21 protein-coding genes are annotated in these 24,325 nt (G+C 72.0%); 3 read left to right on the top strand and 18 right to left on the bottom strand.

What is annotated here, in order from left to right:
• Positions 1-68 precede the first annotated feature (68 nt).
• Complete coding sequence (locus IE198_RS11195) at positions 69-1,304, bottom strand: MFS transporter (RefSeq protein ID WP_229833835.1); 1,236 nt, start codon at positions 1,302-1,304, stop codon at positions 69-71.
• A 122-nt stretch (positions 1,305-1,426) separates the two neighbouring features.
• Here IE198_RS11195 and IE198_RS11190 point away from each other — a divergent pair, with 122 nt between their 5' ends.
• Positions 1,427-2,032 carry a CGNR zinc finger domain-containing protein gene (locus IE198_RS11190; protein ID WP_189885340.1) on the top strand — a complete coding sequence of 202 codons (606 nt, stop codon included), beginning with the start codon at positions 1,427-1,429 and terminating at the stop codon, positions 2,030-2,032.
• A gap of 316 nt (positions 2,033-2,348) precedes the next feature.
• On the opposite strand, the gene IE198_RS11185 is transcribed toward IE198_RS11190, so the two are convergent.
• The 3 genes from IE198_RS11185 to IE198_RS11175 all read right to left on the bottom strand — a co-directional run bounded on the left by IE198_RS11185 (position 2,349) and on the right by IE198_RS11175 (position 6,559).
• Complete coding sequence (locus IE198_RS11185; protein ID WP_189885338.1) at positions 2,349-4,130, bottom strand: ABC transporter ATP-binding protein; 1,782 nt, start codon at positions 4,128-4,130, stop codon at positions 2,349-2,351.
• Positions 4,127-5,950 (bottom strand): ABC transporter transmembrane domain-containing protein, encoded by a 1,824-nt coding sequence (locus tag IE198_RS11180; RefSeq protein WP_189885336.1) that lies wholly within the window; start codon positions 5,948-5,950, stop codon positions 4,127-4,129. Before IE198_RS11180 ends, IE198_RS11185 begins: the two co-directional genes overlap by 4 nt.
• Before the next feature lie 162 nt (positions 5,951-6,112).
• Complete coding sequence (locus tag IE198_RS11175) at positions 6,113-6,559, bottom strand: MarR family winged helix-turn-helix transcriptional regulator (RefSeq protein WP_189885334.1); 447 nt, start codon at positions 6,557-6,559, stop codon at positions 6,113-6,115.
• Positions 6,560-6,654: 95 nt separating this feature from the next.
• Here IE198_RS11175 and IE198_RS11170 point away from each other — a divergent pair, with 95 nt between their 5' ends.
• Positions 6,655-8,463: an ABC transporter ATP-binding protein gene (locus IE198_RS11170; RefSeq protein WP_189885333.1), complete on the top strand. Its 1,809-nt coding sequence runs from the start codon at positions 6,655-6,657 to the stop codon at positions 8,461-8,463.
• 477 nt (positions 8,464-8,940) lie between these two features.
• On the opposite strand, the gene IE198_RS11165 is transcribed toward IE198_RS11170, so the two are convergent.
• Positions 8,941-10,023 (bottom strand): NAD(P)-binding domain-containing protein, encoded by a 1,083-nt coding sequence (locus tag IE198_RS11165; protein WP_229833848.1) that lies wholly within the window; start codon positions 10,021-10,023, stop codon positions 8,941-8,943.
• Positions 10,024-10,113: 90 nt separating this feature from the next.
• Here IE198_RS11165 and IE198_RS11160 point away from each other — a divergent pair, with 90 nt between their 5' ends.
• The gene (locus IE198_RS11160) at positions 10,114-10,536 is read left to right on the top strand and encodes a YjbQ family protein (protein ID WP_100105970.1); all 423 of its coding nucleotides are present in this window, start codon (positions 10,114-10,116) and stop codon (positions 10,534-10,536) included.
• A gap of 412 nt (positions 10,537-10,948) precedes the next feature.
• Here the strand turns inward: IE198_RS11160 and IE198_RS11155 are convergent, their stop codons facing one another.
• The 13 genes from IE198_RS11155 to IE198_RS11100 form a co-directional block, all read right to left on the bottom strand.
• Positions 10,949-12,550: a polyamine aminopropyltransferase gene (locus IE198_RS11155; RefSeq protein WP_189885329.1), complete on the bottom strand. Its 1,602-nt coding sequence runs from the start codon at positions 12,548-12,550 to the stop codon at positions 10,949-10,951.
• Between the two features lie 7 nt (positions 12,551-12,557).
• Positions 12,558-12,995 (bottom strand): DUF350 domain-containing protein, encoded by a 438-nt coding sequence (locus IE198_RS11150; RefSeq protein WP_100105968.1) that lies wholly within the window; start codon positions 12,993-12,995, stop codon positions 12,558-12,560.
• A gap of 58 nt (positions 12,996-13,053) precedes the next feature.
• A complete protein-coding gene (locus IE198_RS11145; RefSeq protein WP_189885327.1) occupies positions 13,054-13,455 on the bottom strand; it encodes a DUF4247 domain-containing protein in 402 nt (133 codons plus the stop codon).
• Positions 13,452-13,946 carry a DUF2617 family protein gene (locus IE198_RS11140; RefSeq protein WP_189885325.1) on the bottom strand — a complete coding sequence of 165 codons (495 nt, stop codon included), beginning with the start codon at positions 13,944-13,946 and terminating at the stop codon, positions 13,452-13,454. Before IE198_RS11140 ends, IE198_RS11145 begins: the two co-directional genes overlap by 4 nt.
• On the bottom strand, positions 13,943-14,071 hold the full coding sequence (locus IE198_RS36100) for a hypothetical protein (protein WP_268246469.1): 129 nt from the start codon (positions 14,069-14,071) through the stop codon (positions 13,943-13,945). The genes IE198_RS11140 and IE198_RS36100 overlap by 4 nt, the downstream gene beginning before the upstream one ends.
• A gap of 84 nt (positions 14,072-14,155) precedes the next feature.
• Positions 14,156-14,935, bottom strand: coding sequence for an FkbM family methyltransferase (locus IE198_RS11135; RefSeq protein ID WP_189885323.1), 780 nt, complete (start codon positions 14,933-14,935; stop codon positions 14,156-14,158).
• Positions 14,932-15,141: a Trm112 family protein gene (locus IE198_RS11130; RefSeq protein WP_189885322.1), complete on the bottom strand. Its 210-nt coding sequence runs from the start codon at positions 15,139-15,141 to the stop codon at positions 14,932-14,934. Before IE198_RS11130 ends, IE198_RS11135 begins: the two co-directional genes overlap by 4 nt.
• 57 nt (positions 15,142-15,198) lie before the next feature.
• The gene (locus IE198_RS11125) at positions 15,199-16,080 is read right to left on the bottom strand and encodes a hypothetical protein (protein WP_189885320.1); all 882 of its coding nucleotides are present in this window, start codon (positions 16,078-16,080) and stop codon (positions 15,199-15,201) included.
• 4 nt (positions 16,081-16,084) lie between these two features.
• Positions 16,085-16,804, bottom strand: a complete 720-nt coding sequence (locus tag IE198_RS11120) for a class I SAM-dependent methyltransferase (RefSeq protein WP_189885318.1) — start codon at positions 16,802-16,804, stop codon at positions 16,085-16,087.
• Complete coding sequence (locus tag IE198_RS11115) at positions 16,801-18,105, bottom strand: condensation protein (RefSeq protein WP_189885316.1); 1,305 nt, start codon at positions 18,103-18,105, stop codon at positions 16,801-16,803. Before IE198_RS11115 ends, IE198_RS11120 begins: the two co-directional genes overlap by 4 nt.
• On the bottom strand, positions 18,105-22,325 hold the full coding sequence (locus tag IE198_RS11110; RefSeq protein ID WP_189885314.1) for an alpha-(1->3)-arabinofuranosyltransferase domain-containing protein: 4,221 nt from the start codon (positions 22,323-22,325) through the stop codon (positions 18,105-18,107). Before IE198_RS11110 ends, IE198_RS11115 begins: the two co-directional genes overlap by 1 nt.
• On the bottom strand, positions 22,322-23,041 hold the full coding sequence (locus IE198_RS11105) for a class I SAM-dependent methyltransferase (RefSeq protein ID WP_189885312.1): 720 nt from the start codon (positions 23,039-23,041) through the stop codon (positions 22,322-22,324). The genes IE198_RS11110 and IE198_RS11105 overlap by 4 nt, the downstream gene beginning before the upstream one ends.
• Positions 23,038-24,243 carry a glycosyltransferase family 4 protein gene (locus IE198_RS11100; RefSeq protein ID WP_189885310.1) on the bottom strand — a complete coding sequence of 402 codons (1,206 nt, stop codon included), beginning with the start codon at positions 24,241-24,243 and terminating at the stop codon, positions 23,038-23,040. Before IE198_RS11100 ends, IE198_RS11105 begins: the two co-directional genes overlap by 4 nt.
• Positions 24,244-24,325 lie beyond the last annotated feature (82 nt).

Raw genomic sequence — 24,325 nt, 5'->3', positions numbered from 1 at the left:
CCTCCCGAAGACGTCCCGTACCGCCGGCCCTTCGGCGGTACGAGACGTCTCGCGCGCCTCGTGGCGGCTCAACGACGCTCGGCCAGGGAGGGCGTCGAGGCGGAGGCGCCCTCCTTGCCGTCCGCGGGTTCTGCCTGGCTGCGGCGGATCAACAGATGGCTCAACTCGCCGATCAGAAGGCCGAGCACGATGATGCCGGCTGCGGGGAAGCCGAGGTGGTTCAGTGAGACCACGTCGTCGAGGAGGAAGCCGCCGACGACCGGCGCGAGCGAGACGCCGATGTAATTGGCGGAGGAACTCAGTGAGATCGAGAGCTGGGACGCCGCCGGATTCGCCCCGACGAGCCGGTGCTGGATCGGGACGAGCATCGCCCAGCCGCACGCGCCCCAGATCATCACCGCGATGAAGGCCGCCACCTGGTGCCGGCTGGTCCAGAAGGCCGTCGCGAAGACGATCACGGCGATGACGCCGGCCGTGTTGATCACGACCCGGTTCCCGAACTTGTCGGTGAGCCTGCCGGCGAACATGTTGCCCACCACAGCGGCCGCGCCCCAGGCGAAGAGCAGCCACGCCAGTGTTGTCCCCTTGCCGTTGGTGGCAGGGGCGAAGACCTGGCTGATGTACGTGTACAGCGTGAACAGGCCGGTGTAGGCCACCAGGAGCAGGAGGAGGGTCAGCGTGATCCGCGGGTCGGCAAGGGGGGAGATCCGCTGCCTGAAGCTCACGGCAGGCGGGCGCTGGACGGCGGGCAGTCCGATCAGAACGGCCACCATGGCGAGCGCGCCGACCGCGGCGACGAACATCATGGTTCCGCGCCAGTCGGTGATGCCGCTGATGGCGGTGCCGATCGGGGAGCCGAGCGCGGTGGCCGCGCTCAGGCCTCCGAAGAGGATGGACAAGGCGGTCGCGCGCTTCTCTGGACCCGCGAGCGCGACGACCGCGCCGGCGGATGTCGGGGTGAACATCGCGCCGCCGAGTGCCGCGACGACCCTGAAGGTCATCGCCACCTCGAAGTTGGGCGCCAGTCCCGTACCGATGTTCCCGATGACGAAGACGAGCAGTCCGCCGATCAGCAGCACCTTCCGGGACACCTGGGCGGCGACCGTGGCCACGACCGGCGACAGGATCGCGTAGGCGAGGGCGTAGGCGGTGATGAGCTCGGCAGCGGTCGGGACATCGGTGTCGAGGTCCTTGGCAATGCTGGGCAGGATGCCGGCCACTACGAAGCTGTCCGTGCCGATGGCGAACATGCCGATGGCGAGCGCGACGAACCGGAGGTTGAGCCGCTTGTCCGTGGTTGTCATGAACCCTTCCCTGGTTGATGTCCTCGCGGGGACTCGCCCCCTAACGGAATAGACATCGGTTTTCCGTTATGGCGCGACCGTACGCAGAATCACGGGAAAGTTCAAGTGATACCGTTAGTCACATGGGTTCTGTGGAACGACTTCCCTCGGCGCAGGGACCTGCCCCCGGCGAGGAGCGCTACCTCTCGCTGGCCCTGGTCAACACGGAGTTCGCGCTGCCGAGCGGCCCCTACGACGGACTGCCTGACGCCGATGCCGCGCATGAGTGGCTGCGGAAGCGCGGACTGATGGCCGCCGGGACCCGTCTGGACGGGGACGGGATCCTACGACTGCGGGCGCTGCGTGACACCTTGCGGGCGGTCTTCAGCGCGCACATCGAGGGCGCGGGCCCGTCCGAGGATGCATTGGTGCAGTTCAACAGCGCGCTGGCGGCGGCGCCGGGCGTACACGAGCTCGTGTGGACCGACGAGGGACCGACGCTGGCGGTCCGTCATCGGGCCGGTGCCGGTCTCGATGTGGCCCTCGCCCGGCTGGCCGAGGCGGGCGCGGAACTGCTGACGGGACCGGAGGGCGCCAGACTTTCCGCCTGCGGCGCACGGGGCTGCACCCGGCTGTTCATTCGCACCCACGCATCCCGGCGGTGGTGCTCGGACAGGTGCGGCAACCGCGTCCGGGCCGCCCGCCATTACGCCGGCCTCGGCCGGGCAGTCGGCCCGCACACGTCGTAGGAGGCGGGCGCGGCCTTGCGTTCCCTGTGTCGCGGGTCAGGGTGCCATTGCGCGGTGGACGGCGAGGGCCGCGTGGAGCAGGACTGATTGCGGGTGAGGGTTCGGCGCGCCTGGAACCGGAGGAGGAGCGTGGTTCGCCGTTCGATCCGGTCCGGCGCACCGTGCCGGCGGTCGGCGGGCTCCCACCAGCCCGACGACAGCTGGGGGCCCGCTGCCGCCGCACCGGATCAACCGGCCGACAGCCGCTTGAGCAGCGGCATCGGCCGCCGGAACGACAGGGGGAGACGGGGTGGGGAGGGTCAACTCCCCAAAGCCCCTAGCCGTGCCAGGAGCGCCACAGCGCCGCGTACGCGCCCGCCGCCGCCACCAGCTCGTCATGGCTGCCGAGCTCGCTGATCCGGCCGTTCTCGACCACTGCGATCACGTCCGCGTCGTGCGCCGTGTGCAGGCGGTGCGCGATCGCCACGACCGTGCGGCCGTCCAGGACGCGCGACAGTGAACGCTCCAGGTGGCGGGCCGCCCGCGGGTCCAGGAGGGACGTCGCCTCGTCCAGGACCAGCGTGTGCGGGTCCGCGAGGACAAGCCGGGCCAGCGCGATCTGCTGGGCCTGGGCCGGCGACAGGGCGAGGCCGCCGGAACCGACCTCCGCGTCCAGTCCGTCCTCGAGCGCCCGCGCCCACCCGTCCGCGTCCACCGCCCCGAGCGCCGCCCACAGCTCCGCGTCCTTTGCGGAGGAACGCGCGAGCAGCAGATTGTCGCGGAGCGAACCGACGAACACGTGGTGCTCCTGGTTGACGAGCGCCACGTGCTCCCGGACCCGTTCCGCCGGCATACGGGACAACTCCGCGGCGCCGAGCGTCACATGGCCCGTACGCGGCGCGTAGATGCCCGCGAGGAGCCTGCCGAGGGTGGACTTGCCGGCGCCGGACGGGCCGACGAGGGCCAGCCGGGTGCCGGGCGGCACGTCCATGGTGACGCGGTGCAGCACATCGACGCCCTCGCGGTACCCGAAGTGCACCTCGTCGGCGCGGACATCGCGTCCGTCGGGCCGCACCCGGTCGTCGCCCGCCTCCGGTTCGATCTCCCGTACACCCACCAGCCGCGCCAGGGACACCTGGGCCACCTGCAGCTCGTCGTACCAGCGCAGGATCAGGTTCACCGGGTCGACCATCATCTGGGCGATCAGCGCGCCCGTGGTCAGCTGGCCGATGCCGATCCAGCCCTGCAGCACGAACACGCCGCCGATCATCAGCACGGACGTGAGCACGGTCGCATGGGTGAGGTTGATGACGGGGAACAGGACCGAGCGCAGGTAGAGCGTGTACCGCTCCCACGCCGTCCATTCCTTGATACGCCGGTCGGACAGCGCCACCCGGCGCCCTCCGAGCCGGTGCGACTCGACGGTGCGGCCCGCGTCGACGCTCTCCGCGAGAACCGCCGCCACGGCCGCGTATCCGGCGGCCTCCGAGCGGTACGCCGACGGCGCCCGCTTGAAGTACCAGCGGCAGCCGGCGACCAGCAGCGGCACCGCCACCAGCACGGCGGGAGCCAGCTGCGGCGCGCTCACGGTGAGGCCGCCGAGGAGCAGCACGATCCAGAAGACGCCGATCGTCAGCTGCGGGACGGCCTCGCGCATCGCGTTGGCGAGGCGGTCGACGTCCGTGGTGATACGGGAGAGCAGATCGCCCGTACCGGCCCGTTCGAGCACGCCCGGAGGCAGCCCGACCGAGCGGACCAGGAAGTCCTCCCGCAGGTCCGCGAGCATCCGCTCGCCCAGCATCGCCCCGCGGAGCCGCACCAGCCGGACGAAGAACGCCTGGACGACGAGCGCCCCCGCGAACAGCGCGGCGGTGCGCTCCAGATGGAGGTCGCGGGCGCCGTCCGCCGCCTTCTCCACGAGCGAGCCGAGCAGCCAGGGGCCGGCCATCGAGGCGACGACGGCGACCGTGTTCACGGCGATCAGGATCACGAATGCCCTGCGGTGCCGGCGCAGCAGTTCGCCCACGTACGCCCGGACGGTCGCCGGCGTGCCCACGGGCAGGGTCGTCGCCGTGCGCAGGGCGGCCGGATCGTAGTCCGGCGGCGCCAGGCCGATCATGCTGTCTCCTCGATGTCATCGGTGTCGGCCTTGGTGAAAACGGCTTCCGGGGCACCGCGCTGGGCGCCGACGAGCTGCTGCTCCGCGTCGGTCTCGCGGGTCACGACCGCGCGGTACCGGGGCTCGCTGCTCAGCAGTTGACGGTGCACGCCGACGGCCGCGACCTTGCCCTCGTGGACCAGGACGACCTGCTCGGCCCGGTCGAGCAGCAACGGCGAGGATGTGAACACGACCGTGGTCCGGCCCGAGCGCAGGTTGCGCAGGCCGTCGGCGATCCTCGCCTCCGTGTGCGAGTCGACCGCAGACGTCGGCTCGTCGAGGACCAGCACTTCCGGGTCGGTGACCAGCGAGCGGGCCAGGGCGAGCCGCTGCCGCTGACCACCGGACAGGGAGCGGCCACGCTCGGTGATCGGCGCGGCCATGGGATCGTTGTCGAGTGAAGCCTGCGCCAGCGCGTCGAGCACGTCACCGCTCTCCGCCGCGGCCAGTGCCCGGTCGGCGGCGACCGAGCCGGAGGCCGGTACGTCGAGCAGCTCGGCGAGGGTGCCCGAGAGCAGCACCGGGTCCTTGTCCTGGACGAGTACCGCTGTGCGGGCCGCCTCGAGAGGCTGTTCGTCCAGGGCGACGCCGCCGAGGAGCGCGGACGGCAGGCCCTCCGGCTCCGCCGGGTGGCCGCCGAGCCGTTCGGCGAGCCTTCCCGCCGCGTCGGGATCGCCGCAGACCACGGCGGTGAGCGCACCCGCCGGGGCGAGAAGGCCGGTGGCCGGGTCGTACAGATCGCCGGTGAGCGTGCCGTCGCCCGCACCGGTGGTCTTCGTGGCGGCGATCCGTTCGAGCGAGAGCACCCGGGCGGCCCGCCGGGCCGACGGGCGTGAGAAGGAGTACGCCATGGCGATCTCCTCGAAGTGCCGGAGCGGGTAGCTCAGCACCATCACCGCGCTGTACACGGTGACCAGTTCACCGACCGCGATCCGGCCGTCGGCGACCAGGCCGAGCCCGTACCAGACCACCGAGATCAGCAGCAGACCCGGCAGCAGCACCTGCACCGCGGTGATGGCCGACCACATGCGTGCGCTGCGGACGGCGGCCGTGCGCACCTCCTGCGAGGCGCGGCGGTAGCGCTTCAGGAAGAGCTCCTCGCCGCCGATGCCGCGCAGCACCCGCAGACCGGCGACCGTGTCGGACGCCAGCTCGGTGGCGCGGCCCGCCTTCTCCCGCTGGACGTCGGCCAGTTCGGTCGCCCGTGGGAGCAGCGGCAGCACACCGAGGGCCAGCAACGGTACGCCGACGGCGACGACCACACCGAGCGCGGGCTGGTAGATCACAAGACCGACGCAGACGACCACGAGGGTGAGAGCGGCGGCGAGGAAACGGGAGACCGCTTCGACGAACCAGCCGATCTTCTCCACGTCGCCGGTCGACACCGCGACCACCTCACCGGCGGCGACCCGCCGGGTGAGCAGGGAGCCCAGCTCCGACGTCTTGCGGATGAGCAGCTGCTGGACCCGCGCGGCTGCGGTGATCCAGTTGGTGACGGCCGTCCGGTGCAGCATCGTGTCGCCGAGCGCGATGCAGACGGCGGCGACGGCAAGCATTGCGCCGGCCAGTGCGAGCGAGCTGCCGGACCTGTCCACGACGGCCTGGACCGCCCGGCCGACCCCGTAGGGCAGCACCATGACCGAGACGAAGTGGAGCAACCCCCAGGACAGCGCGCGGAGTTGGCCGCCTCGCTGTCGGCGTCCGAGCCACAGGAGGAACCTCGGCCCCGAACGGACGTCCGGCAGACCGGGATCGACATACGGAAGGTCGCGAATCTGCATGATGTCCCAGATCGTTCGGAGGTGGCACAGATCTGCAAGCCTCCCGCTGCGACACCGGCGGCAGCAAACGATTTATGGGCGTTCCGGCCGGCTCCCGGCCGTCGGGTCCTTCGTTCGGACCGGTCCGGCGAGCCCGGCATGATCCGGACGAGAGGTGCTCCGTCAGCAGCGCGGCCCCGGACTGTCGACCAGGGAGGAGAGCAGGCCGGCGAGCACTTCGCGCTGCTCGGCGGTGAGCGGGGCCAGCACGTCCTCCGCCGCTGCCCGGCGGGCGTCCCGCAGAGCGCGCAGGGTGGCGCGGCCGGTGTCGGTCAACTCGATACGGGTCACTCTGCGGTTGGTCGGATCCGGCACCCGGCGGACCCGGCCTCCCGCCTCCAGGCCGTCGACCAGGCTCGTCACCGCCCGAGGCACCACCTCGAGGCGGTCCGCCAGATCCGCCATGCGCGGCGGTTCCTCGAAGTGCGCGACGGTGCGCAGCAGGCGCGACTGGGCGGGAGTGATCGCTATGTCGACCGATTCGAGCTGCTGCTTCTGGCTGCGGTGGAGCCGGCGAGTCAGTCGGAGCAACTGCTCGGCCAGCATGCCGTCGGCGTCGGGGGTGCTCATGCGGGAACAATATCAGGACCTTGTTCATTGTGAGGACAGGTAACAATGAGCTAAGCTCTCGATGCTCGCACCACGCCCCTGCTCCGAGGAGACCATTGCGGCCCGAACACACCACCTGGACCCCACCGCCCAAGGATCCCGACCAGCCGCCCGCCGAGGTGCGGCGGATCGTGCGGCTCTTCCGGCCCTATCGTGGCCGGCTCGCCGTCGTGGGTCTGCTCGTCGGCGCCTCGTCGCTGGTCTCCGTCGCCTCGCCGTTCCTGCTGCGCGAGATCCTCGACACCGCGATCCCGCAGGGCCGGACCGGCCTGCTCAGCCTGCTCGCCCTCGGCATGATCGCCACGGCTGTGACGACCAGTGTCTTCGGTGTGCTCCAGACACTGATCTCCACCACCGTGGGCCAGCGCGTCATGCACGACCTGCGCACCGCGGTCTACGCCCAGCTGCAGCGCATGCCGCTCGCCTTCTTCACCCGGACCCGTACGGGCGAGGTCCAGTCGCGCATCGCCAACGACATCGGCGGCATGCAGGCCACCGTGACGTCGACGGCCACCTCACTGGTCTCCAACCTCACTGCGGTCGTCGCCACCGTCGTCGCCATGCTCGCGCTGGACTGGAGACTCACCGCGGTCTCGCTTGCCCTGCTGCCACTGTTCGTCTGGATCAGCCGGCGGGTCGGCCGTGAGCGGAAGAAGATCACCACGCAGCGCCAGAAGCAGATGGCCGCCATGGCAGCCACCGTCACCGAGTCCCTGTCCGTGAGCGGGATCCTCCTCGGCCGCACGATGGGCCGGGCCGACTCCCTGACCAAGTCCTTCGCCGAGGAGTCGGAGCGCCTGGTCGACCTCGAGGTGCGTTCCAGCATGGCGGGCCGCTGGCGGATGTCGACGATAGGGATCGTCATGGCCGCCATGCCCGCACTGATCTACTGGGCCGCCGGCTTCGCGCTCCGGACCGGCGGACCCGCGATCTCCATCGGCACGCTCGTCGCCTTCGTCTCGCTCCAGCAGGGCCTCTTCAGGCCCGCGGTGAGCCTGCTCTCCACCGGGGTGCAGGTGCAGACGTCGCTGGCCCTCTTCCAGCGGATCTTCGAGTATCTCGATCTGCCGGTGGAGATCACCGAGCCCGCGGAGCCCGTGGCGCTCGACCGGATCCGGGGTGAAGTGCGCTTCGAGAAGGTCGACTTCGCCTACGACCCGGCGCAGCAGCGGCCGACTCTCGACGGCATCGACATCACCGTCCCCGCCGGCGGCTCGCTCGCGGTGGTCGGACCGACCGGCTCCGGCAAGTCCACCCTCAGCTATCTGGTTCCCCGGCTGTACGACGTCACCGGCGGCCGGGTCACCATCGACGGCGTGGACGTGAGGGACCTGGACTTCGAGACGCTCGCGCGGGCCGTGGGGGTCGTCTCCCAGGAGACGTATCTCTTCCATGCCTCGGTCGCCGACAACCTGCGCTTCGCCAAGCCGGACGCCACGGCCGAGGAGATCGAGGCCGCGGCCCGCGCCGCGCAGATCCACGAGCACATCGTCTCCCTGCCGGACGGATACGACACCCTGGTCGGCGAGCGGGGCTACCGCTTCTCCGGCGGGGAGAAACAGCGGCTCGCCATCGCCCGCACCATCCTGCGCGATCCGCCGGTCCTCATCCTCGACGAGGCGACCAGCGCCCTCGACACGCGTACGGAGGCGGCGGTGCAGCAGGCCATCGAGTCGCTCTCCCGGGGCCGGACCACGATCACCATCGCCCACCGGCTCTCGACCGTCAGGGACGCGGACCAAATCGTCGTGCTCGACGCCGGCCGCACGGCCGAGCGCGGCACCCATCAGCAGCTCCTGGAACAGGACGGCCGCTATGCCGCCCTGGTGCGCAGGGACGCGCAGTTGACCCCTGCCGCCCCCTGAGCGGCACGCTTCGACCGCCGGGCCGCACCCGACGGCATCGCCGCTCGCATGGGGCGGGGAGCGGCGACACCTCCTGGAAGCGGTACGACCACCGGGTCCGGCGAACAACCGCGCGAGCGCTCGTCCGTTCGTGCTGAGCCCGGTTCGGCGTGCCGTTGCGGAGGGACTCGACCATCCACTACGCGCTGGGCCAAAGCACCTTGGACGCCATGGCCTCCGCCACCCGACCACAGAGCCCGTGCAACACCTACGAGCGCCAAGGGCTGCCGCGACGCCCCTCGACAACCCGGGGGATGAGGCGGTGCACGCGGCCGTCGCCCCCACCGGCCGGCGACCGGCTGTACTTCGTGACGGTGCGACCGGGCGACCCCCGCTTCCCAGCAGCTACGAGGAACACCGGTGCAATGTCGCCGAGGTCAACGCCGCGCCGAGGCCCGCGCCATGGGCTGACGCCCCCCACGAGCGGCGGGCCGGCCGTCAGGCCGGAGCCGGTTGGCGCTCCAGAAGCCGGCGGATCTCCCGTACTGCGGCCCGCCCGGCACGGTTGGCGCCTATCGTCGAGGCCGAGGGCCCGTAGCCGACGAGATGCACCCGGGCGTCGCGCACGGCCCGGGTCCCCTCCACCTGGATGCCGCCGCCCGGCTCGCGCAGGCGCAGCGGAGCGAGATGGTCGATCACCGGCCGGAAGCCGGTCGCCCAGAGGATCACATCGGCGTCCACGGTCCGCCCGTCGCTCCAGGCGACTCCTGTCGGTGTGATGCGGTCGAACATCGGCAGCCGGTCCAGCACGCCGGACTCCCGCGCCCGCCGGATCGCGTCGGTCAGCGGCAGGCCCGTCACGGAGACGACGCTCCGCGGCGGCAGCCCGCGCCGCACCCGCTCCTCCACCAGCGCGACCGCCGCCCGGCCCGCGTCCTCGTCGAACGGCCCTTCGCGGAACACCGGGGGCCGCCGCGTCACCCAGGTCGTCCCGGCCGCTACCTTGGCGATCTCCATCAGATGCTGCGTCCCGGACGCCCCGCCGCCGACGACGACCACCCGCTTGCCCGCGAACTCCGCCGGGCCGGGGTAGTCGGCGGTGTGCAACTGGCGCCCGCGGAAGGTCTCCTGGCCAAGGTAGCGCGGCCAGAACGGGCGGTCCCAGGTCCCCGTCGCATTGATCAGGGCCCGGGTGGACCAGACCCCCTCCGAGGTCTCCACCGCCAGCCGTCCGCCGTCCCCCTCACGGACCGCGGCGACCCGGACCGGCCGGTGCACCCGCAGGTCGAAACGCTCCTCGTAGGTGCCGAAGTAGGCGCCGATCACCTCCGACGAGGGCCGTGTGTCGTCGGCGCCGGTCAGTTCCATGCCCGGCAGCGCGTGCATCCCGTGGACCTTGCCGTATGTCAGAGAGGGCCAGCGGAACTGCCATGCGCCGCCGGGCCGCGGGGAGTGGTCCAGCACCACGAAGTCCCGGTCCGGCACCAGGCCGACCCGCCTCAGGTGGTACGCGGCGGACAGGCCCGCCTGCCCCGCGCCGACGACCACCACGTCCACTTCCCGAGCCACGAAGTCGTTCACGCTTCCACCAACAGGGCGGGCGGCGCGGATCTTCCCGCAGAGCCGCTGCGTCACGGAGCCGTCCGGGCGCATGGACGAGAGGATGGGGCCATGCCCGGAACCTTCACCACCACGACCGTGACCGTCGGCACCGGCTCGAGCGAGACGGTCACCGACCTGACCGGTGCCTGCGAGCGCTTCCTCAGGGAGAACGCCGACGGCGCCGACGGACTCCTCAACATCTTCGTCCCGCACGCCACGGCAGGCATCGCGGTCATCGAGACCGGTGCCGGCAGCGACGACGATCTGCTCGCCGCGCTGCACACGCTGCTTCCCGCCGACGACCGCTGGCAGCACCGCCACGGCAGCGCGGGCCACGGCCGCGACCATGTGCTGCCGGCTCTCGTCCCGCCGCACGCCACGCTGCCCGTGATCGGCGGCCGGCTGGAACTCGGCACCTGGCAGTCCGTGTGCCTCGTCGACACGAACAAGGACAACCCGGAGCGTCAGGTGCGTCTGTCGTTTCTCGGCTAGCGGCGGGTACCGCGGGACCGCCCCTGCGCCGGCACGAGCGAGGGTCTCGGCCGGCTGCACGACTACGTCATCACGGGTGGCTTCGGCTTCCTGGGACGGCAGGTCGCCGACAGACTGCTCGAGACGCGCGCGTTCCACGGCGCACCCATCGACCGGCTGGTACTCGCCGACCGCTTCGTTCAGGCCGATGCGCCGACGGGGCCGACCCGCTCGTGGACATCGCGCGGGGCGATCTGACCGATCGCCTCGCCGAGCTGTTCGCGGAGCCGGTGGATGTGCGAACGTCACCTGATCAGTTGCTGGTAGCTCGATCCGAGGCGGCCTGTGATGCGGCGGATCCCGTCGCTGCACACGTCGGGCAGGGTACGGGGCGGGACCTTCGGTCGACCTTTCCGGACCCGGGCCGGCGAGCTCAGTAGTTCTGCCACTCGTGGAGCGTGTACTCCAGCACCACCGGGTCCATCAGCGTGCTGGCCCGTACCTCCTGAGGACGGCGGTCCAGCGGGAAGACGGTGGACGCCTCGAGGACGGCGTCGTCCAGGAACCGCAGCGGCGGAGCGTCCTTCGACAGACGCAGGTCCGGCGCAGGGCCGTCGGCGCCGGGCGTGGCGAGGACGAAGCCCCAGTTGCCGAAACTGGGGACGTCCACCTGGTACTCGGTGGTGCGGTAGCCGGCCTCGCCGATGGTCGTGGCGATGGACCAGTACGACTTGGGTGCGAAGAACGGGGAGCCGGCCTGCACCACGACCTGGCTCTCCGGCTTCAGCACATGTCCCAGCAGGTGGTAGAACTCGACCGAGTAGAGCTTGGCCAGCGCGGCGCTGTCCGGGTCCGGGAAGTCGATGACGACCGTGTCGAAGCGCCGGCCGGCGTCCCGGAGCCAGTTGAAGGCATCGGCGTTGACGGCGGTGACCCGGGGATCGGCGAGGGCTGCGCGGTTCAGTTCCCGCAGCGGTTCGAAGCTGCGGGCGAGCCTCGTCATCGCCGGATCGAGGTCGACGAGCGTGACGTCCTCGACATCGTCGTAGCGCAGGACCTCGCGCAGGGCCAGCGCGTCGCCGCCGCCCATGATCAGCACGGAGGAGTGCTTCCCCGACATGGCGGGGTGGACCAGCGCCTCGTGGTAGCGGTACTCGTCGACGGAGGAGAACTGCAGATCGCCGTTGAGGAAGAGCCGCATGTCGGGTTCCCCGGTGAAGGCGGTGGACCGGGTGACGACGATGTCCTGGTACGGCGTGGTCTCCGCGTGGACTATCGGGTCGCGGTACAGCTGCTGGCGCGCCGTCACCTCGATGTCGTCGGCCAGCGCGTACACGGTGGTGAGCACGGCGAGGACTCCGGCCATGCCGGTCAGCAGTGACATCCGCACGACGCGGCGGGTCTGCCGGCGGAAGATCCACAGCACGACGACGACCCCGGCCACCGCGTTGACGGCCCCCACCACCAGCGCACCCTTGAGCTGCCCGAAGGCGGGAAGCAGCAGCAGCGGGAAGCACAGTCCGCCGACCAGCGCCCCGATGTAGTCGACGGCGAACATGTCCGCGACGGCGCTGCCCGCCTCCTGCCGCCTGATCCGCTGCAGCAGGGTCATCAGCAGCGGGATCTCGGCCCCGATGAGCAGGCCGACGAGGAAGGTGATGACCACCATCGACGGCATGTAGATCCGCAGCCAGGCGAACGACACGTACAGAACGAGCACCGACAGGCCGCCGACGAGCGCGAGCAGCCCCTCCACCAGCGCGAAGGCACCGACTGCGCGCCGTTGCAGCGGCTTGGCCGCCAGCGAGCCGATGCCCATGGCGAAGACCATCACGGAGATGACGACTGAGGTCTGCATCACGGAGTTGCCGATGAGGTAACTGCCCAGCGCCGTCAGTGCCAGTTCGTACACCAGACCGCAGGCCGCGCAGAGGAACACCGCGAACAGCAGGAGGAACCGCGCGCCCCGCGAATGGGCGGTGGACGGAGGTTGCGCGGAGGGTGGAGCGGTACGGTCCGTGGTGGTGGTGCTCATGGCGGGGTCAGGAGACCGCGGCGCCGACCATGAAGGCCGTCCCGATGTACATCGCGGCCTGGACCCAGGCGGCAGGGTGCGGACGGTCACCGTTGTCGTCGAGCACGGCATGACCGAGGCGGCCGGGAGTCAGCAGACCGACGACGCAGGCGATCAGCGTCATGACGACGACGCCGGACAGACCGTAGAGCAGGGTGCTGAGCAGTCCCAGACCGAGCCCCTGCTCGGACTCGCTGGCCCGGATCGACTGGTCGATGACGAGACCGATGGCGATCGTCTGGCCGGCGAGGAGGACGGCGGCGCCGCGGTTGCGCTCGGTCCACACCACATGGACGAGCTTGCCGGGGGTCACGAGGTCGAGGGCTATGAAGCCGACCGCCATCACGATGAAGCCGACCAGACCGTAGAGCAGGGCGATGCCTGCCGACTCGAAGATCTCTGCCACGGGGGTGCCTTTCGGGGACGTCGTCGAGGAGTTCGGGTGGGTGGGGGACCGGAGGCGGTTACTTGCCGGAACCGGGGCCGCCGCCGCGGAATGCGTTGCTGTCCGGGTCCGGCCACACCGACCGGATGTTGGACTGCCAGCGGTAGTAGCCGGTGCGGTAGTCGTCGATCTCGATCCGGCTGCCCTTCTTGAGCGGGGTGACGGCCACGATGTCGTCCCGGTAGCGCAGGAAGACCTTCCCGTCGTCGTCGATCCGGTCGCGGGCCGCGGTGTGGTCGTCGATCTCCTTGGCGACCTTGGACGTCGAGTCGCTGTTGTCGACGTAGCCGACGCCGCTGCCGGTGTACTGCTGGCGGATCCAGCTGGACGGCACGCCGTTGGCGTCCTCCGGATCGTCGCCGCATGCGGTGAGCGCGACCAGGGCGAGCAGTGTCACGCTGATGAGTCGGGCGGTCTTCATCGGGCCTCCAGCCGGGTGTGCGTCGCCACGATCTGGCGGCTCTGCGGGTAGGTGTGCCAAGTGCGCCAGCCCAGTCCGGTGCTGTGGCGCTCGACGGTCAGCGCGGTGACGGCCTCCGCGGAGCCGGGGAACATCCCGTACAGCGCCTCGGGGGATTCGTCGGACCGCCTGCGGATCAGCGCCACCTGTTCGCTGAACCGGGCCGCGGTGAAGTGCTCGACGCAGGCGCTGAAGTGATAGTTCCAGTCGTCGAACTCCTGCACCGCCGAGTCCGGCAGGCCTCCGGCCACGCCGGGCAGGCAGGCCACGGTCTCCCGGACGGGACCCGCGAAGACCTGATGGGAGGCGCCGAGGAGTCTGAGCTGGACCTCGAGCCCGCCGACGTGGAGGTCACGTACGGCGAGTGCCTCGCGCGCGGGCCGCCCCAGTGTGAAGGAGAGCTGGTCCGCGTCCGTGTCCAGAAAGGGGGTGCTGAGTTCTATACCGCTCACGCGCCGCTGCCCGGGTGGACGCGGGGCGTGGCCCGGGCAGGGGTCTTTTCCGGCGCAGGGGCCCTGGTGACGACGACGGCAGCGGCGACGGGCAGGGCGCCGGGGACGGCGAACTCGGGCTTCAACGGTGATCCCCACGCTTCGGAACGGCAACGAGCGCGCTGAGTATGGCACAGCGCCCGGGGCCGCAGCCCAGGGGGACCTGGGGGTCAGGAAGTGGCGTTGGCGCCGGGGGCCCGGTCCCGTGGCAGGAACAGCACCGAGTTGATGTAACGGTCGCGCCGCGGCACCAGAGCGCGGCGCAGCAGCCCCCGGTGCACCAGATGCTCGGTCCTCGACTGGTGTGCCGCAAGGTCGAAGCCGGCCAGCGGCGTCCAGGCCCCCTCGGCCAGCACCCAGCCCCGGTAGCCTTGGCCGCTCAGCAGGGCCACGACGGGGGCGATGGGGCGGATCCGGGTCTCCAGTTCGACGAGGAGCGCCGGGCGGTCCCGTTGCAGCAGACCCGAGGCGCCGATCAGCACCGGGAGTTCCTCGCCGTCGACGTCCACCTTCGCGAAGCGCACGTCGTGGAGGCCGAGGCTGTCGACCGTGAGGGAGGGCACCTGCACGCTGTGGGCGTGGATGTCCCGGCGGGCGAGCGAGGAGATGCCCCGGTCGCCCCGGTCGCCCGCCGGCAGCCACAGCCGCGCCGTGCCGCCTCGGTCGCTCGCCGCGGCCTGTACGACGCGGACGTTGCCCGGCAGTGTCGCCTTCAGGTGCCGGGCCAGATGAGGTACGGGCTCCACGGTGACGACATGGGCGCACCGCGCGGCGAGCCGGCGTGACCAGGGGCCGTACCAGCCGCCGATGTCGAGTGCGGTGCCTCCCGGCGGGCAGAAGTCGGCCAGCCGGCCCAGCTCCGGCTCGAAGCGGGGATAGAGCGCGCACGCCGCGGAACCGACCCACCGGGTGGGCAGGTGGGAGGCGACCGCTGCCGCGAAGGTGGTCACTGGGTGGCCGTCCGCAGGTACTTGGCGTGGTCGTCCTCCGTGACCCTGCTCCCGGAGGACGGAAGCAGTTGGGGGATGCCGTCCACGATGGGGTAACTCAGCTGCAGGCGCGGGTTGTAGAGGATGTTCTGCTCCGGAAGGAGCGTCAGCGGGCCCTTGTCGAGCGGGCACGCGAGGATACGGAGCAGCGGGTCGTCGGCTTCCATGGCACCTTCCTTTCGGTTCGGATTCCGCGTGTGGGTCGTTGGCTCCGGTCGGCGGGGTCAGGGCGCCGGGTCGTGGCGGGGGAGGGCGAGGAGCACCGACAGCGCCAGCGCGGTGCCCGCCACGCGCAGCGTCAGCAGCAGCGGATCGTCCGGCAGCCGCTCGCCGAAGGTGAGCGTCCCGAGCACGGCTGTGAACAGGCACGTCACGGTCGTGCAGACCGGCACGATGAGGGAGGCACGGCAGCGCTGCAGCGCCGCCTGCGACATGACCAGACCGGCCGCCGCCGTGAACAGCAGCAGATACGGATAGGGCGAGGTGAACAGAGAGCGGGCCGCGTCACCGACGTCGGCCGTGGTCAGCCGGCTCGACGCGCCCTTGATCGCCAGAGAGCTCACCCCGTACAGCAGTCCCACGGCCACGCCGTAGCCGATGCCGGTGGTCGGGACCCGGTGGCGCTTGCGCGAGCGCTGCTCGACCCGGCCGTACAGCCATACGCCGGCGGCGAGTGTCGGGACGCACACCAGGAGCACCAGCGTCCAGGGCGCTCCGCTGCTCACCACGTCCTCGCCCTCCCTGACCGAGGCGACCACCATCAGGAGGGCGACGAGTACGCCGCCCAGCGCGTAGCGCTCGCGCCCCGACGGCTGTTCGCCGAGCACCGCCGAGGACAGCAGCAGGAGCAGCACGAGACCGGAGACGAAGATGCCCTGGGCGGCGGCGATCGGCAGCGCACGGTAGACGACCAGCTGGGCCGCGAAGCCGGCCGCCAGCGCCAGCGATCCGGCGATCCACGCGGGGCTCGTCAGCAGTACCAGCACGACGTGCACCGGCCTGCGCGTGGAGAGCGCCGGCAGTCGGCCCAGGGCCCGCTTCTCCAGCACGAAACCCACGCTGTACAGCAGATTGGCCATCAGCGCGGCGCCCACACCCCACCACACGCCGCTACCCCCGTCGTGCGTGCGCGAGCAGGATGGACGCCGCGCCCGGCACCGCACAGGCGGCCCGGTCCAGCAGCCGCAGCCCGCGCGGCACCCCGTGGAACGGCGCGCCCGTGATGGTCACGTCCCGGAATCCCGACGCGGTGAGGAAGGAGCGCAGGGCACGGGCCGTGTACAGCCGCAGATGACCCACCACCTGCGAGCCGGGCCGGCCGTGGATGCCGCGCAGGCTCACCTCGGAGAACACCGGCTGCACCCCGGCCAGCAGCAGCGCCCTGTTGTACCAGGCCGCGAGGTTCGGGGTGGAGAGCATCAGATGGCCACCCGGCCGCAGCACACGCCGCAGTTCGTCCAGGGCGTGGTCCGGGTCGACGAGATGCTCGACGACCTCGCTGAACAGCACTGCGTCCGCACAGCCGTCGGCAAACGGCAGCCCGTGGTCGAGCTCGCCGCGCACCACGGCGCCCAGCCGGGTCCGGGCCCGGCGCAGCGCGTCGTGCGACCAGTCGACGCCGACCAGCCGGTGGCCCGCGAGGAACGGAGCCGCCACAGAGGCGGCACTGCCGTCGCCGCAGCCGACGTCGAGGACCAGCTGCCCGGGCGAGGTGCCGAGGGCGGCGGCCAGCAGCCGTGCCTGGCGGCTGCTGCGGGCGTCGCCGGAGGCGACGGGGACGGCGGGATCTTCGTAGAAGTCCCGCAGACCCGGTGAGGCGGTGCCGGTCACTGGACCTCCGTCGCCTTCAGATGATGGGCGAACAGCTCACGCAGCCGTACGCCGTCGTCGTCGCCCAGCAAGGAGCGCGACCAGCGCAGTACCAGATGGAGCCGGCCTCCCGTCGACGCGGTGGTGACGGTCAGTCCGCGTGGCATCCTGGCCGGCGCGGAGAACCAGACGGCCGTGGCCTGCCCGGCGTCGCCGAAGTCCAGCGGATGGGGCACCCGGCCGATGTTGCTGAGAAGCGTCGTCGAGGTCCACGGTGCGGCCAGCCGCCGAAGGCCCCGGGTCAGCCCTGCCCGTACCGCGACCGGCAGCGCCGGAAATGTCAACAATCGTGCTGCGTGGCCCAGTTGGGGGCGGGGCTGCGCCTTCAGCGTCCGGGTCCGTTCCGCGGTGCGGCGCAGCAGGGCGGGGACGTCCGAGCCGTCGGTCTCCGCGGCCGTGAAGCCGACCTCGACCAGCCTGGTGCCGTTGCCGATCGGCATTTCGGGACCGCGGGTGCGGTCGTCCACGGGCATGGTGATGCGCAGCGGCCGGTCCTGCGCGCCGTGGGCGCGGTTCCAGTCGGCGACGGTCAGAGCGGTCGCCACCATCAGCTGGTCGTTGACGGTGAAGGGCGCACCCGAACCCCTGCGGGGGACGGGGAGTTCCGTGACGAGCATCGCGTTTCCCGGCACCGGGCCCGGCGCACCCGCCGCGACCCGCGCGGGTCTGGCCGGCAGGGCGGGGCGGGCGGGCCGGTGCGGTGCTGCGGCGGGCGCGGGACGGGCCGGTGGCGGCACGGCGGGCGCGGGCGTGCCGCTGTAGATCTCCGCCGCCGTCGCCGCCAGTCGCAGGCACGCCGGGCCGTCGAGAGCGGTGTGGTTGAGCGTGAACAGCAGGACGCAGCCGGGTGACCGCGGCTCCTCGACGACCTCGAGCCGCAGCGGTGGCGACGAGGCCAGCGGCGGGGCCACGGCGAGCGCCCGTTCGCGTGCCGCGGCCAGGGCACCGGCCGCACGCGGCGGGAACGTCACCACCTGCGTGTCGGGCACGCCGGTCAGCTCCCACTCGTAGCGCCGCGCCAACGGGCCGCGCGGACGCTCGCGCATCAGGGCGCGCGGGTACCGGGCGAGTGCCTGGCCGAACGCGGCCCGCAGCCGGGCCGGTTCGACGCGCCCGGGCAGATGGATCTCGATGTGCACCGTATTGGGTTCGGTGTCCTGCGCGCAGTGCCGCGCGACCTCGTCGACGACGGGGAACGGCACACACGGCAGCTGCCGTCCCGGCGCGGTGTCACGGTGCGTCGGCCGCTCGACCGTCGCCATCAGGCACCTCCTCGGGGGTGTCGCGGCGGCAGCCCGCCGCCGCGGTCGGGGTCGGGATCCCCGTCGTCGGACGTCCTTCGGGGCGGCGCCGGCGGGTGACCGGACCGGTGCGTGCCCCGGACGCGGGTCGTGGTCACGAGAGCCGTGAACAGGGCTGTCAGCGCCATGGCCTGGGCCGTGGGACCGTATGCGCCGCTGCCCGGCGAGTAGCCCTCGCCGCCGCCCAGCACGGCCACCGCGCCGGCCCCCGCCATCGCCGTGAACGCCAGCGGTACGAGCCAGGCCGGACGCAGCCACGCCACCACGGCCAGCACGGGCACCACCAGGGCCACCGGCCCGGCGATCACCACGGCCACCGCAGTCAGCGCCACCGTGCCGAGCACCAGTCCGGGAGGGGGCGGCGGCGCAGGCGGATCGTCCCCGTCCGCCCGACCGCGCCGCCCGACGAGTGCGAGGCCCGCCAGCACGAGGAGCAGCACCCCGGCGCCGATCAGACCGGTCCGGTAGACCTGCGACGGCGTGTACTCGAGCGTCACCGTGCCGCCCTGGCCCGCCGGTACCAGCCAGGCCTGCTGCCAGCCGTCGATCCGCAGCGGCGTGAGCTCCTCGCCGTTCAGCGTGGCCTTCCAGCCCGGGTTGTGGTTCTCGTGGATCTGCAGGTACGAGGCGTCCCCGGCCCCGACCCGTACCGAGCGCCGGTCGCCCTCGTCCGCGCTCTCCCGAACCTGCATGTCCCGTGGCTCGGCGGGCGCGGCCTTCGGGTCGCCGGAGGTGAGCATGACGCCGGTGACGGCCAGCGGCCCCGTGTCACCGGCCTCCACCGTGTGCGTCCGCTCATCGAGCCGGACGCGGCTTTCGCCCGTGCACAGTGCGACCTCGACGGGCCGGCGCCCGGTCAGGTCTCCTACGCGTCCTTGTGCACGGGTCTCGAGGAACTGCCCGTCGACGGAGAGCACGGGCCCCTTGCCGCACGGCAGTGTGAACTTCTTGTCCGGGTCGGGCTGCGGCGCGCGGAACGCCTTGAGGGCAGGGATGTGGACCTCGCTCAGTCCGACCGGCAGCTGCAACCGGTCGTCGGCGACGGGGTTGTGCAGGGTCAGCGGCGCGGTACGGGAGATCGTGATGTCCATCCGGTCGGTGGTGATCGGCGAGAAGCGGGCCATGCCGTTCTCGTCGACCGCGGCCACCGCCGTCCCGTCCGGCGAGCTGATCTGCACCTGTTCCGGCCGGGCGGACAGTCCGCCGGCCGCCGCGAAGACGATCTCGCCGACCGAGGTCCTCCTCGGCCAGGACAGATGGAGAACGGGACGCTCACCGGCGATCCAGGCCGTGGTGAGGTCGCCGTCGGTGAGGTTGCGCGGGCTGAGGTTCGTTCCCAGACTCGCGGTCGAGTCGGCACTCACGACGATCTGCTCGCGCCGCCCGGTGAGTTCGAACAGCAGCTTGTCGAGGGCGTCGCCCGGCACGGGCAGGGCCTCGGCACGGACGGTGTACTCGCCGGACCTCGCCGCGGTGAACTGCCGGTGCAGCCCCACCTCGGAGGGCACCGCCGAGAGACCGCCCGGGTCGCTGCCGCGCCGCAGCGAGTAGGCGACGGAGCCCGTGGCCTCCTTCGGCGCGTCCTGGGGGAGCTCCAGCATCCGTGTGAGCTGGACGCCGGGGACGGTGATGTCGGCGAAGCCTGCGCCGGTCAGTCCGGGCCTGCCCTGCTGGGAGTCGAGGATCGTCACCTTCAGCCACTTCGCGGGCCCTTCGGGTGCGGCGACCTGCTGCGCCGCTCCGTTCGGCTTCAGAGGGCCGGTGCGGCTGCCGAGATCGGTCTCGACCCGGACGGCCGTCGGTGCGGCACGGACGTTGCCGCTGGGCAGCGGGGTCAGCCCGAGCGTGGCCGGCACGGTCACCGGCCCATTGAAGACGATCTTGATCCATTCGCCCTTCGGTGACCCGGGCGAACCTTCCGCCCATCCCGTCCGGGGGTTGCCGTCGAACGCGTTGACCGGGTCGTACTGCGGCAGGTGGAAGAGCCAGTTGCCCACGGAGGACGCGCTGACGGACTGCGCACCGCGCAGCACGGCCGTGGTCTGGTGCTCCTGCCCCGTCACCGGCAGGATCTGGCGAGGCTCGGCGCCGGGGTCCTGCACCGCCTCCGGCGAGTTGTGTTCGTCGCGGGTGTAGGTGTGCGACGTGCCCGAATTGACCAGCCCGAAGCGGGTGTCGGCCCGGCGCATCCCGTCACCCGCCGCATACAGCGACGGCCGGTCCACGCCCGGGAGTTCGTCGCCGGCGAGTACGGCCGGCCTGCCGTCGAGCGCTCCGCCCGCGGACAGCGGCAGCAGGGACTCGGGGCCTCCGCTCACCACCGCCGCCGACGACACGGGCGTGAGACGCGCCTTGCCGGGGCGTGCGGTGCCGGCGGGCGGTTCGTAGATCTCCACGGCGCGCTGACGCGGGAACAGGCCCTCCACCTGAACCGGTGTGTCGTCGGCGATCCGGCCGCCGGTCAGCACCGGCCCGAAGCCCGCTACCCGTTTGTACCCCGAGGCCTCCAGCGTGCGTTTCACCGTGGTGGTGGGGACATGGCCCAGTTGCCGCGGGTCCAGGTCGTTGCGCACGACGACGTGGTGGAGTCCTGCGCGGCCCAGGAAGGCGCCCAGTCCGGGCACCTCGCCGCCGGAGGTGAGTGCCTGCTCGACGGCGTCCATCGCACGGCGGTTGCCCGGAGTGCCGAAGGGCACGTAGTCCCGCTGCGCCCAGGGCGAGCGCGCGAGGACGTCCAGCGGCTGGTCGATCGGCGAGCCCCAGGTGTAGATGCCGTGCGCGGTCGCGGGCACGACGAGGGCGCGGTCGTCGGCGGCGTTCTCCGCCAGCCAGTCCGCCGTGGTCTCCCAGTACGCGGGCAGTCGCTGGAAGGAACCGGGTTGCAGCACTGAGCCGTTGAGGTACGGCAGGCACAGGCCCGGCAGCACGAGAACGGCGGCCGCGGCCGGGACGAGGCGCCGCCCGCGCACCGCGCGCGGGCGGAGTGCGAGCACGGCGGTGATGTGCATCAGCCCGAGCGCCAGGACCAGCGCGAGCCCCGTCTGGAACTTGTAGACGTTGCGGAACGGCACCAGCGGTCCGTTCAGCCAGTCCTGGACGGTGGCGTGGAACGGGCCGCCCAGCTCCCCGCCGTATCCCGCGAGTGTGACCAGGCCGGTCGTCAGCGCGGTCACCACCAGCCAGCGGCGCTCCGGCACGTCCCGCCGGGCGAGGCCCGCGAGACCGAGGGCGGCGGCGAGCGCCGAGCACAGGACGGCCACGGCCGAGGCGACCACGGTCCAGCCGGCCGGCAGCCAGGCCTCGCCGAAGTGCAGATAGCCGACCCAGTTGCCCGCGCCGCGCAGCACCTCGGTCGCGGACATGGTCGCGGTGGTGGTCTGCGAGGACTCAACGTACGGCATGAAGTTCTCGCCGTAGGTGCCCAGCAGCAGCAGTGGCACGATCCACCAGGCGGTCGCGAGGACGACCGAGGGTGTCCACCAGGAGATGAGGGCGCGCCTGCGCGCGCCACCGGTCCGGCACAGCAGATAGAGACCGACGGGCAGCAGCGAGGCCAGCGTCGACGCCGCGTTCACCCCGCCCATCAGGGGGATCAACAACGCCGAACGGACGGCGGCGGTCCTCGGGGTGCTGTGCGGGTTCGTCAGCGGCAGCAGTACCCAGGGGAGCATCGCGCCGGGCAGCGCGGCTGCGGAGGTCGAACCGACCACGATCGTGTACGTGGGCCACAGGGCGTAGACGGCCGCTCCGAGCAGCCTGCTCCTCGCCGACCCGGCACCCAGCCGCTCGCCCAGCCGCAGCGCCCCCCAGAAGGCCGTGGTGACCACGATCGAGAGCCACAGCCGTTCCGCGAGCCACACCGGCAGGTGCAGCAGGTCCGCCGTGGCGTGGAACGGCAGCATCGGGATCACATAGCCGACGTACTGGTCGGCGAGCCCGCCGAAGCCGGCCCGGTCGTGCCACAACCGGCCGAGATCGCTGAGGAACTGCCAGGGGTCGACGACCACGCCCAGCTTCGTCTCGAAGGTCATACGGCCCGGCGACGGCGCGAGGAAGGCGACGAACACCGCAGCCCAGAACCCCAGCAGCCAGCGCCGTGACCGGGGGCCGGGCGACTCCTCGTCGGGCGGGCCCCCGGAGTCCGGGCGGGCGGGCGGCCGGGTGCGGACAGTGCTGGTCATGGACACCGCCGGAGAATGAGGAGGAGGTTCCAGGTGGCGAACTCGCGCAGCCCGGGCACGCGCGGGACGATCTCGGGAAGCACCGGCCAGTACCGCGAGCGTGCGGAGAGGACGTCCACGTCGCCGCGCGCCCTGACGTGACGCAGTGTCGGTCCGACCCCGATCGTGAAGAGGTTCTCGCCGAGCCGGTGCTTGGCGGCCCGCCCGGTGCGGCGCTCGAACCGGGCACGGGCCCGCTCGGCGCCCAGATAGTGCCACGGCGCCCATTCGTGACCGCCCCAGGGCGACAGCCAGTTGGTGAACGAGACGTAGATCAGTCCGCCCGGCCGGGTGACCCGGACCATCTCGCTGAGGAAGGTCCTCGGGTCGGCGACGTGTTCCAGCACATTGGACGAGAAGCAGACGTCGGCCGCGCCCGTGGCGAGCGGCAGCAGGTACCCGTCGGCGAGGACCGTTCCCTCGCCCGGTTTCGCGGCCAGTTCGGCGAGGTCCGGTTCGAAGAGGTAGCCGCGGGCGCCGCGTCGTCTGAACTCGCGGGTGAAGTACCCGCTGCCGCCACCGACGTCGACGACGATCCGGCCGTCGAGCTTCATGTACCGCTCGACCTGGTCGGCCGCGTCCCGGGCGAGCAGTTCGTAGGCGGCGGCAGGGTCCGCCTGTTCCCGCATGAAGGCCCGGAAGAGCGCGAGCGAGCGGCGCAGCGACGGATCCTTCACGTGCGCGCGCCGTTCGCCGCGGGCCGCGCGCCGCTCAGCGGGGCACGTGCGCGGTGCACCGCTTCCGAGGCCACGGCGCCGAACTGCCGAACGGTGCTGCTCCAGCGGTATGCGGCGGCCCGCTCGGCGGCGGCCTTCCCCATCCCCTCGCGGCGGTCGGAGTCCAGCGCCAGCGTGCACCAGGACGCGGCGAACGACGACTCGCCCCGGGCCAGTAAGCCCGTGACCCCGTCGTCGACCGAGTCGCGCAGCCCGGGCACGTCGAAGCCGAGGGTGGGGGTGCCACGAGCCCCGGCCTCCGTCACGACCAGCCCCCAGCCCTCGACCGCCGCCGGATGCAGCAGCAGCCACGCCTCGCAGAGCAGCCGGTGTTTCTCCTCCTCCGACACATGGCCGGTGAACTCGACGTCCTCACCAGCGAGTTGCTCCAGGCGGCCGCGTTCCGGCCCGTCACCGACGACGACGAGTCTGCCGCCGGTGACCGGCCGCACCCGTTCCCACAGCCGCAGCAGCAGATCGATGCGCTTGTAGTCGACCAGCCGCCCGAGCGCCAGGAACAGCGGTGTACGCGAGCGGGGACTGCGCGCGGCCGGTTCGTCGACGCCGTTGTGGACCACCCGGATCTGCCGGTCCGCAACCCCGATCGCCCGCAGCGCGCCGGCCGTCGACGGGGAGACGGCAACCATCAGATTGCCGCGGTGCGCGCGGGCCAGCGCCCAGTGCTCGAGCAGCCGACCGGCGCGGGCCACCGGGGGCGGGAAGCGCATGTCCCAGAGCTCGGTGTGCACATGGTTCACCAGGCAGATCGTGGGGCCGCGGTGCCACAACGGGGCCAGGTACGGCATTCCGTTGCACACCTCGACCAGTAGGTCGCACTCGCCGACCTGCCGGGCGAAGGCGGCACGCGCGCCGAGGTAGTGGCCGAGCCTGCCGCCGGCCGACACGACACGGTAGGGCCGGTGCACCGCGGGACCGCCGCAGAGCAGGGTGACCTGGTGGCCGAGCGTGGTGAGGCCCTGCGCGAGCTGGTCGATCAGCAGCTCGGAGCCGCCGGCGGCGGCGTTTGCCAGGTCGCGATGGGCGAGGAAGACGATGTGCCGAGCGGGCTCGAGGCTCTCCGTCGGGACGGGCGGCCGGTGGCGCAGCTGAGCCGGCGGGTGCTGCAGCGCGTCGAGCAGGGGGGGATGGACGTGCTGGGGCATGGGTGCTCCAACTCGTTTCGGGGTGCGGAGGGGATGAAAGGGAGGCGATGCCAGGGTGGGGGATGTGGGGGAGAGAGCGACC

This window comes from Streptomyces xantholiticus (genome assembly GCF_014651015.1).
GTDB lineage: Bacteria > Actinomycetota > Actinomycetes > Streptomycetales > Streptomycetaceae > Streptomyces > Streptomyces xantholiticus.
The sequence above is the reverse complement of the archived record's forward strand: the minus strand, read 5'-3'. Positions and strand labels throughout refer to the sequence as shown.

Coding starts and splice junctions, on each gene's coding strand:
- IE198_RS11195 (WP_229833835.1), bottom strand. CDS start 1,304: ATGACAACCACGGACAAGCGGCTCAACCTCCGGTTCGTCGCGCTCGCC.
- IE198_RS11190 (WP_189885340.1), top strand. CDS start 1,427: ATGGGTTCTGTGGAACGACTTCCCTCGGCGCAGGGACCTGCCCCCGGC.
- IE198_RS11185 (WP_189885338.1), bottom strand. CDS start 4,130: ATGATCGGCCTGGCGCCGCCGGACTACGATCCGGCCGCCCTGCGCACG.
- IE198_RS11180 (WP_189885336.1), bottom strand. CDS start 5,950: ATGCAGATTCGCGACCTTCCGTATGTCGATCCCGGTCTGCCGGACGTC.
- IE198_RS11175 (WP_189885334.1), bottom strand. CDS start 6,559: ATGAGCACCCCCGACGCCGACGGCATGCTGGCCGAGCAGTTGCTCCGA.
- IE198_RS11160 (WP_100105970.1), top strand. CDS start 10,114: ATGCCCGGAACCTTCACCACCACGACCGTGACCGTCGGCACCGGCTCG.
- IE198_RS11155 (WP_189885329.1), bottom strand. CDS start 12,550: ATGAGCACCACCACCACGGACCGTACCGCTCCACCCTCCGCGCAACCT.
- IE198_RS11145 (WP_189885327.1), bottom strand. CDS start 13,455: ATGAAGACCGCCCGACTCATCAGCGTGACACTGCTCGCCCTGGTCGCG.
- IE198_RS11130 (WP_189885322.1), bottom strand. CDS start 15,141: ATGGAAGCCGACGACCCGCTGCTCCGTATCCTCGCGTGCCCGCTCGAC.
- IE198_RS11115 (WP_189885316.1), bottom strand. CDS start 18,105: ATGGCGACGGTCGAGCGGCCGACGCACCGTGACACCGCGCCGGGACGG.
- IE198_RS11110 (WP_189885314.1), bottom strand. CDS start 22,325: ATGACCAGCACTGTCCGCACCCGGCCGCCCGCCCGCCCGGACTCCGGG.
- IE198_RS11100 (WP_189885310.1), bottom strand. CDS start 24,243: ATGCCCCAGCACGTCCATCCCCCCCTGCTCGACGCGCTGCAGCACCCG.